This window comes from Microbacterium sp. NPDC097977, assembly GCF_040302605.1.
Taxonomy (GTDB): Bacteria; Actinomycetota; Actinomycetes; order Actinomycetales; family Microbacteriaceae; genus Microbacterium.
Genome location: NZ_JBEOUR010000122.1, coordinates 1 through 5517 on the forward strand (window position 1 = coordinate 1; position 5517 = coordinate 5517).

A 5517-nucleotide genomic window follows, 5' to 3' on the forward strand; every position below is an offset into this window, starting at 1 on the left:
CGGCGGTGTCCTACTCTCCCACAGGGTCCCCCCTGCAGTACCATCGGCGCTGTGAGGCTTAGCTTCCGGGTTCGGAATGTAACCGGGCGTTTCCCTCACGCTATGGCCGCCGAAACACTATAGATGTTTCAATCAAACACATAACAAAGTCATTGTCATGCGGTCCTCGACCGTACATCGAGAACCACTCAGTGGACGCGTAGCACCAACAAACGGTGTGTTATCAAGTCATCGGCTTATTAGTACCAGTCAGCTGCATGCATTGCTGCACTTCCACATCTGGCCTATCAACCCAGTAGTCTGGCTGGGAGCCTCTCACCCGAAGGTATGGAAATCTCATCTTGAGGCCGGCTTCCCGCTTAGATGCTTTCAGCGGTTATCCATCCCGAACGTAGCTAATCAGCGGTGCTCCTGGCGGAACAACTGACACACCAGAGGTTCGTCCAACCCGGTCCTCTCGTACTAGGGTCAGATCCTCTCAAATTTCCTACGCGCGCAGCGGATAGGGACCGAACTGTCTCACGACGTTCTAAACCCAGCTCGCGTACCGCTTTAATGGGCGAACAGCCCAACCCTTGGGACCTACTCCAGCCCCAGGATGCGACGAGCCGACATCGAGGTGCCAAACCATGCCGTCGATATGGACTCTTGGGCAAGATCAGCCTGTTATCCCCGAGGTACCTTTTATCCGTTGAGCGACAGCGCTTCCACAAGCCACTGCCGGATCACTAGTCCCGACTTTCGTCCCTGCTCGACCTGTCAGTCTCACAGTCAAGCTCCCTTGTGCACTTACACTCGACACCTGATTGCCAACCAGGTTGAGGGAACCTTTGGGCGCCTCCGTTACTTTTTGGGAGGCAACCGCCCCAGTTAAACTACCCACCAGGCACTGTCCCTGAACCGGATTACGGTTCGAAGTTAGATATCCAGAGTGACCAGAGTGGTATTTCAACAATGACTCCACACGAACTAGCGTCCATGCTTCACAGTCTCCCACCTATCCTACACAAGCCACACCGAACACCAATACCAAGCTGTAGTAAAGGTCACGGGGTCTTTCCGTCCTGCTGCGCGTAACGAGCATCTTTACTCGTAATGCAATTTCGCCGAGTTCGCGGTTGAGACAGTTGGGAAGTCGTTACGCCATTCGTGCAGGTCGGAACTTACCCGACAAGGAATTTCGCTACCTTAGGATGGTTATAGTTACCACCGCCGTTTACTGGGGCTTAAATTCTCAGCTTCGCCTTGCGGCTAACCGGTCCTCTTAACCTTCCAGCACCGGGCAGGCGTCAGTCCGTATACATCGTCTTGCGACTTGGCACGGACCTGTGTTTTTAGTAAACAGTCGCTACCCACTAGTCTCTGCGGCCACCACACGCTTTTGGGAGCAAGTCCCTATACGCGGATGGCCCCCCTTCTCCCGAAGTTACGGGGGCATTTTGCCGAGTTCCTTAACCACGATTCTCTCGATCTCCTTGGTATTCTCTACCTGACCACCTGAGTCGGTTTGGGGTACGGGCGGCTAGAACCTCGCGTCGATGCTTTTCTTGGCAGCATAGGATCATCCACTTTTTATCCGCATCGTGTCTCAGCCTCTGCGAACGGCGGATTTGCCTACCGTTCGGCCTACGCACTTGCACCAGGACAACCATCGCCTGGCTTGGACTACCTTCCTGCGTCACACCTGTTAATACGCTAACCGCACCAGAATGGGGTCGTGCGCTAGGCCCAGAGCGTCACCCCGAAGGGATCAGTCACTGGGATTCAGACACTTAGCACTACTGGATTAGCTTGGGCGGTTCTTCGCCGGTACGGGAATATCAACCCGTTGTCCATCGACTACGCCTGTCGGCCTCGCCTTAGGTCCCGACTTACCCAGGGAAGATTAGCTTGACCCTGGAACCCTTGGTCTTTCGGAGGACGTGTTTCTCACACGTCTTTCGCTACTCATGCCTGCATTCTCACTCGTGTAGCCTCCACGGCTGGTTTACACCGCCGCTTCGCTGGCCACACGACGCTCTCCTACCCATCAACACGGCTGGACCACGAAGGCCTACCAATAATGTCAATGCCACAACTTCGGTGGCGTGCTTGAGCCCCGTTACATTGTCGGCGCGGAATCACTTGACCAGTGAGCTATTACGCACTCTTTCAAGGGTGGCTGCTTCTAAGCCAACCTCCTGGTTGTCAAGGCAACTCCACATCCTTTCCCACTTAGCACGCGCTTTGGGACCTTAGTTGGTGGTCTGGGTTGTTTCCCTCTCGACTATGAAGCTTATCCCCCACAGTCTCACTGCTGCGCTCTCACTTACCGGCATTCGGAGTTTGGCTGACGTCAGTAACCTTGTAGGGCCCATCGGCCATCCAGTAGCTCTACCTCCGGCAAGAAACACGCAACGCTGCACCTAAATGCATTTCGGAGAGAACCAGCTATCACGAAGTTTGATTGGCCTTTCACCCCTATCCACAGCTCATCCCCTCAGTTTTCAACCTAAGTGGGTTCGGTCCTCCACGACGTCTTACCGTCGCTTCAACCTGGCCATGGATAGATCACTTCGCTTCGGGTCTAGGACATGCGACTGAATCGCCCTATTCAGACTCGCTTTCGCTACGGCTACCCCACACGGGTTAACCTCGCCACATATCGCTAACTCGCAGGCTCATTCTTCAAAAGGCACGCTGTCACAGCTACTAAGGCTGCTCCAACGGTTTGTAAGCAAACGGTTTCAGGTACTATTTCACTCCCCTCCCGGGGTACTTTTCACCTTTCCCTCACGGTACTTGTCCGCTATCGGTCATCTGGGAGTATTTAGGCTTATCAGGTGGTCCTGACAGATTCACACGGGATTTCACGGGCCCCGTGCTACTTGGGATACTCTTCGCGCCACGGTTGGCATTTCGACTACGGGGTTGGCACCCTCTATGACCGGCCTTTCAAGACCGTTCGTCTATACCATCGTGTAACGCCGCCATCTCGGCAGAGATGACTGAAAAGTCCCACAACCCCCAACGTGCAACGCCTGCCGGCTATCACACACGCTAGGTTTAGCCTGTTCCGGTTTCGCTCGCCACTACTAACGGAATCGCGGTTGCTTTCTCTTCCTGTGGGTACTGAGATGTTTCACTTCCCCACGTTCCCTCTACCCGCCCTATATATTCAGGCGGGAGTCACTAGGTCGGCACGCCGCCCAGCGGGGTTTCCCCATTCGGACACCCTCGGATCAAAACTTGCTTATCAGTTCCCCGAGGCTTATCGCAGATTGCTACGTCCTTCTTCGGCTCCAGATGCCAAGGCATCCACCGTTTGCTCTTAAAGACTTGAAATCACATGAGTTTGAATCAGAATCGACGTGAACCCCGAAGGATCCACATGAAATTGACTAATGATCTTTAAGATCATCTTGTGCAACCGACCGAAGCCGGCTGCAAGATGCTCGCGTCCACTGTGTAGTTCTCAAAGTACGGGCGGTACCCCTACCAGCAACCCCCACAAGGGAAACCAGAAGAGGCCCAGAGGTACAGAAACGAATCCTTACGGATCCGCATCCGGTCCCTCAGGACCCAACAGCGTGCAGGTGCGACATCCGAAACCCTCCCCGTTCCCACCGCAAGCGGTGTACTAAGCGAGAGCTTCTTCCTTCGCACCATGTCAAATGTTCCACCCATGAGCTCCCAGCAGAGACGAACGCTCTGATCTGGGTTCTGGACTCCGAAGAGTCACATGCTCCTTAGAAAGGAGGTGATCCAGCCGCACCTTCCGGTACGGCTACCTTGTTACGACTTAGTCCTAATTACCGATCCCACCTTCGACGGCTCCCTCCACAAGGGTTAGGCCACCGGCTTCAGGTGTTACCGACTTTCATGACTTGACGGGCGGTGTGTACAAGACCCGGGAACGTATTCACCGCAGCGTTGCTGATCTGCGATTACTAGCGACTCCGACTTCATGAGGTCGAGTTGCAGACCTCAATCCGAACTGGGACCGGCTTTTTGGGATTCGCTCCACCTCGCGGTATTGCAGCCCTTTGTACCGGCCATTGTAGCATGCGTGAAGCCCAAGACATAAGGGGCATGATGATTTGACGTCATCCCCACCTTCCTCCGAGTTGACCCCGGCAGTATCCCATGAGTTCCCACCATTACGTGCTGGCAACATAGAACGAGGGTTGCGCTCGTTGCGGGACTTAACCCAACATCTCACGACACGAGCTGACGACAACCATGCACCACCTGTTTACGAGTGTCCAAAGAGTTGACCATTTCTGGCCCGTTCTCGTATATGTCAAGCCTTGGTAAGGTTCTTCGCGTTGCATCGAATTAATCCGCATGCTCCGCCGCTTGTGCGGGTCCCCGTCAATTCCTTTGAGTTTTAGCCTTGCGGCCGTACTCCCCAGGCGGGGAACTTAATGCGTTAGCTGCGTCACGGAATCCGTGGAATGGACCCCACAACTAGTTCCCAACGTTTACGGGGTGGACTACCAGGGTATCTAAGCCTGTTTGCTCCCCACCCTTTCGCTCCTCAGCGTCAGTAACGGCCCAGAGATCTGCCTTCGCCATCGGTGTTCCTCCTGATATCTGCGCATTCCACCGCTACACCAGGAATTCCAATCTCCCCTACCGCACTCTAGTCTGCCCGTACCCACTGCAGGCCGGAGGTTGAGCCTCCGGATTTCACAGCAGACGCGACAAACCGCCTACGAGCTCTTTACGCCCAATAATTCCGGATAACGCTTGCACCCTACGTATTACCGCGGCTGCTGGCACGTAGTTAGCCGGTGCTTTTTCTGCAGGTACCGTCACTTTCGCTTCTTCCCTGCTAAAAGAGGTTTACAACCCGAAGGCCGTCATCCCTCACGCGGCGTTGCTGCATCAGGCTTCCGCCCATTGTGCAATATTCCCCACTGCTGCCTCCCGTAGGAGTCTGGGCCGTGTCTCAGTCCCAGTGTGGCCGGTCACCCTCTCAGGCCGGCTACCCGTCGACGCCTTGGTGAGCCATTACCTCACCAACAAGCTGATAGGCCGCGAGCCCATCCCCAACCAATAAATCTTTCCAGTAACTGACCATGCGGCCGCTACTCGTATCCAGTATTAGACGCCGTTTCCAGCGCTTATCCCAGAGTCAGGGGCAGGTTGCTCACGTGTTACTCACCCGTTCGCCACTGATCCCACAGAGCAAGCTCCGTGTTCACCGTTCGACTTGCATGTGTTAAGCACGCCGCCAGCGTTCATCCTGAGCCAGGATCAAACTCTCCGTAAAAAAGAAATGCATACCCCACCGGGAAAACGGTGACGCAGCGAGTTTGATGCTGACCAAAGAGACAAATTCATTGCTGACTTCATCCGAATGCCAACCCCCCGAAAGGAGTTGGTCTTTGATCCAAAGGAATTCTCACCCAGCCGAAGCTAGACGAGGATAATTTGGCATTTGACAAGTGCACGCTGTTGAGTTCTCAAGGATCGGATGCTCCCACGACCCAGTCATCACAACCAGGCCCGAAGGGCAACTTCTCTATCTTA

Annotated in this window: 3 rRNA genes; all 3 read right to left on the minus strand. The window is 54.6% G+C overall.

The window, feature by feature from the left end:
- Positions 1 to 114, minus strand: a 5S ribosomal RNA gene (gene rrf, locus ABTZ43_RS16865); the annotation flags it as partial.
- Positions 115 to 219: 105 nt separating this feature from the next.
- Positions 220 to 3324, minus strand: a 23S ribosomal RNA gene (locus tag ABTZ43_RS16870).
- A gap of 408 nt (positions 3325 to 3732) precedes the next feature.
- Positions 3733 to 5257: ribosomal RNA gene (locus ABTZ43_RS16875) — 16S ribosomal RNA — on the minus strand.
- Between the last annotated feature and the right edge of the window lie 260 nt (positions 5258 to 5517).